This window comes from Streptomyces katrae, from assembly GCF_000966975.1.
GTDB classification, from domain to species: Bacteria; Actinomycetota; Actinomycetes; order Streptomycetales; family Streptomycetaceae; genus Streptomyces; species Streptomyces katrae.
Genome location: NZ_JZWV01000753.1, coordinates 1 through 3,336, shown reverse-complemented (window position 1 = coordinate 3,336; position 3,336 = coordinate 1). Strand labels below are relative to the sequence as shown.

4 protein-coding genes and 1 pseudogene are annotated in these 3,336 nt (G+C 77.4%); 4 read left to right on the top strand and 1 reads right to left on the bottom strand.

Going from position 1 to position 3,336, the window contains the following annotated elements:
• Nucleotides 1-54: 54 nt before the first annotated feature.
• Complete coding sequence (locus VR44_RS25900; RefSeq protein ID WP_045950008.1) at nucleotides 55-957, bottom strand: LysR family transcriptional regulator ArgP; 903 nt, start codon at nucleotides 955-957, stop codon at nucleotides 55-57.
• A gap of 68 nt (nucleotides 958-1,025) precedes the next feature.
• On the opposite strand from VR44_RS25900, the gene VR44_RS25895 reads away from it, so the two are divergent.
• The 4 genes and pseudogenes from VR44_RS25895 (at nucleotide 1,026) to VR44_RS25885 (ending at nucleotide 3,303) form a co-directional block, all read left to right on the top strand.
• Nucleotides 1,026-1,649 (top strand): LysE/ArgO family amino acid transporter, encoded by a 624-nt coding sequence (locus VR44_RS25895; RefSeq protein WP_045950007.1) that lies wholly within the window; start codon nucleotides 1,026-1,028, stop codon nucleotides 1,647-1,649.
• Nucleotides 1,650-1,654: 5 nt separating this feature from the next.
• A pseudogene (locus tag VR44_RS49220) lies at nucleotides 1,655-2,092 on the top strand (NUDIX domain-containing protein); the annotation flags it as partial.
• Between the two features lie 94 nt (nucleotides 2,093-2,186).
• Entirely contained in the window at nucleotides 2,187-2,690 is a 504-nt protein-coding gene (locus VR44_RS46490) for an NUDIX domain-containing protein (protein ID WP_245692211.1), read from the top strand.
• Between the two features lie 64 nt (nucleotides 2,691-2,754).
• The gene (locus tag VR44_RS25885) at nucleotides 2,755-3,303 is read left to right on the top strand and encodes a DUF6153 family protein (RefSeq protein ID WP_045950009.1); all 549 of its coding nucleotides are present in this window, start codon (nucleotides 2,755-2,757) and stop codon (nucleotides 3,301-3,303) included.
• The last annotated feature ends 33 nt before the right edge of the window (nucleotides 3,304-3,336 follow it).

Below are 3,336 nucleotides of genomic sequence, written 5' to 3'. Positions count from 1 at the left end.
GGGTCCGGGTGGCGGAGCCGGTACGCGTCCCGGGCGCCCCGGCTCCCGGCGTGCTCAGCGCGGGCGGTCCCCGGCGCCGGGGCCGCCGGAGCCGGGCCGGCCCGGCGGCAGGAGCGCCCCGCGGGCGGTCTCGGCGACCAGCCGGGCCACCGCCGCCAGGGCGGGCGAGTCCAGCTTCCGTACGAGCGCCCCGGCGCGCAGCAGGGGCCCGGCCTGCGCCTCCGGCACCAGTCCCCAGCCGAGTCCGGAGGCCACCGCGTCGCGGAAGCCCTCCGAGGTCGGGACCCGGTGGCGGACGGGCGAGGCGCCCGTGCCGTCCCCGGTGAGCGAGCGGACGAAGGAGTCCTGGAGGTCGTCGCGGCGGTCGAAGACGATGGTCGGCGCCGTGCGCAGGTCCGCCGCCGGCTCCCCGGCCAGGTGGCGGGCCGCGAAGCCGGGGGCGGCCACCGGCAGGTAGCGGGCCAGCCCGAGCGCCCGTACGGTGCACCCCGCGACCGGGTCGGGCGAGGAGGTGACGGCCGCCATCACCTGACCCTCGCGCAGCAGTGCCGTGGTGTGGGACTCGTCCTCGCGGTACAGCTCGAAGCAGACGGGCGGGTCCTGCGGGACCCGGCTCAGCACCGGCAGGAACCAGGTGGCCAGCGAGTCCGCGTTCACCGCGATCGGGAGCCGGACCGGCCCCTGCCCGTCGGCCGTGCCCATCCCCAGCTCGGCGCGCGCGTCGCGCTCCAGCCGGGCCAGCTGGCGGGCGAAGCGGACCACCACCTCGCCGGACTCGGTGGCGCGGACCGGTTTGCTGCGCATCAGCAGGACCCGCCCCGTGCGCTGTTCGAGGGCCTTGACCCGCTGGCTGACGGCGGAGGGCGTCACGTGCAGGGCGGCGGCGGCCGCGTCGAAGGTGCCCTCGTCGACGACCGCGAGCAGGGTCCGTACCTGGTCCAGGGGAAGCTCGTCCATCACGAACGCTAAGGGTACGTAAAAATCTTTAGCTGTACTCAGCTGACCGCGCTGCCTACGGTCGGAGCATGAACAACGGCATCACCGCAGCGCTCCTGGCCGGCTTCGGCACCGGTCTGTCCCTCATCGTCGCCATCGGCGCGCAGAACGCCTTCGTGCTCCGGCAGGGCGCGCGCCGGCACGCCGTCCTGTGGGTGGTCGCCATCTGCGCGGTGTCCGACGCGCTCCTCATCGCCCTCGGCGTGGCCGGCGTCGGCGCCTTCGTCACGGCCTGGCCGGCCGCCCTGACGGCCGTCGGCATCGCCGGCGGCGGCTTCCTGATCTGCTACGGGGTCCTCGCCGCGCGCCGGGTGCTGCGCCCGGCCCCGGGGGCGGCCCTGAGCGCCGAGGGGGCCGCCTCCGGGTCCGCCCGCGCGGCCGTGCTGACCTGCCTGGCGATGACCTGGCTGAACCCGCACGTCTACCTGGACACCGTGCTGCTGGTCGGCTCGCTGGCCGCCGACCGGGGGGACCTGCGCTGGGCCTTCGGCATCGGGGCCGGCCTGGCGAGCCTGACCTGGTTCTCCACCCTCGGCTACGGCGCCCGGCTGCTGAGCGGGGTGCTCGCGAAGCCGGGTGCCTGGCGGGTGCTGGACGGACTGGTGGCCGCGACCATGGTCACGATGGGCGGCATGCTCCTCGCCCGGGCGTGATAGTGATGCGCGGGAGCCGCCCGTCCGACAGGAGCCGTCCCGTGCCCGACCGACCCTCGCCCGAAGCCCTGCGCGCCTATTACGCCGCCCAGCCGTCCCCGCTGGTCGCCGCCACCGGGATCGTCCTGGACGCGGGCGGACGGGTCCTCGTGCTGACCCCTTCCTACAAGGACGGCTTCGAACTGCCGGGCGGGACGGTGGAGGACACCGAGACCCCGGAGGAGGGGCTGGCCCGGGAGCTGAAGGAGGAGCTGGACCTGACCGTGCCGGTCGGGCGGCTGCTCGCCGTGGACTCCTGCCGGCCCGGGGTCCTGGGGCGCTCGCTGGTGGTGCACGTGTACCTGGTGGGGCCGCTCTCCGACGAACGGGCCGGGGCGCTCTCCTTCCCCGACGGCGAGGTCTCCGAGGCGCGCTGGCTCGCCCCCGAGGAGGCCCTGCGGGAGCTGTCCGCCCGGCTGGCGGCCCGGCTGCGCGCCGCGCTGGCCGCGCTGTACTCGGGCTCCCTCGCGCACCTCGTCGAGGGCGTCCCGCAGCCCGATTCCCCGGCCGGCCTGGACCCGGCGGACCGCGCGGCCCGGGAGCACGCGGGCGGCTACGACGCCGCCGCCCACCGGGCCGCCCGGCCCAAGGCCCTCACCGCGGCGAACGTGCTGTTCACCGACGCGGCGGGCGGGGTGCTGCTGGTGCGGGGGCGGGGTCGACAGCGACCTCGGGGAGACCCCCCGGGCCGCCGCGGCGCGGGAGGTCCGCGAGGAGATCGGCCTGGACCTGGCTCCGGGCCGGCTCCTGGCCGTCAACTGGTCCCACCGCCCGGGCTACCCGGCACGGGTGAGGTTCCTCTACGACGGCGGGGTGCTGGACGCGGCGGCGCTGGACCGGATCCGGCTGGAGCCCACCGAACTGCTGGAATGGCGCACCGCGCCCCGCGAGGAGCTCCGCGGGCTGGTCAAGCCCCACCTGCGCCGGCAGATCAAGGCCTGCCTCGATGCCCTGGCCGAGGGCAGCGGGCCACTGGAGCTGCACCGGGGCCGGCCCGCCTGAGGCCGGCGTCACATACCCCCTACCCCTTTGGAGTATCCCGACGGGCTCGCATACGATGCCCGGCATGAGGACGACGCGAGCAGAACGAGTGGGGCGGCCTGCCGGCCGGCCCGCCCTCCTGCTCCTCGTCCTGACGGTCCTCACGGGCCTCCTCGCCATGCACGGCCTGGGCCCGGGCGGCCCGGCGCGGCCCACCCCGGGCGCCATGCCCCACGCGGGGACCACGGCCGTGACGCACGCCCGGCCCGCCACCGGGGCCGCGCCCCATGGCGGGACGACCGGTCCGGGTGCCCCGGCCCCCGCCGGAACCGCCTCCGCGACCTCCGTCCTCGCCCGTGCCACCGCCGCCCACCCCGTGTCGGCCGTCGGCGCCCGTGTCTGCGGGCACGAGGACGGCCCCGCGCACGGCGGGCGTGGCGGTGGGCACGCCCAGCACGCCGACCCCGCGTGCGCGGCCTCCGGCACCAGCGGTGGCCCGGTGCTGCCCGCCCTCGCTCCCGCGCCCGGCGGCGTACCCGCGGGCGCGGCGGCCGCGCACGCGGCGCCGGCCGGGGCGACGGCGTACGGGCGGGCGCCCCCGTCCCTCAGCGAACTCCAGCTCCTGCGCATATAGGGCGGCTCTCCGGCGATCCCGCCGGCCGAGCCC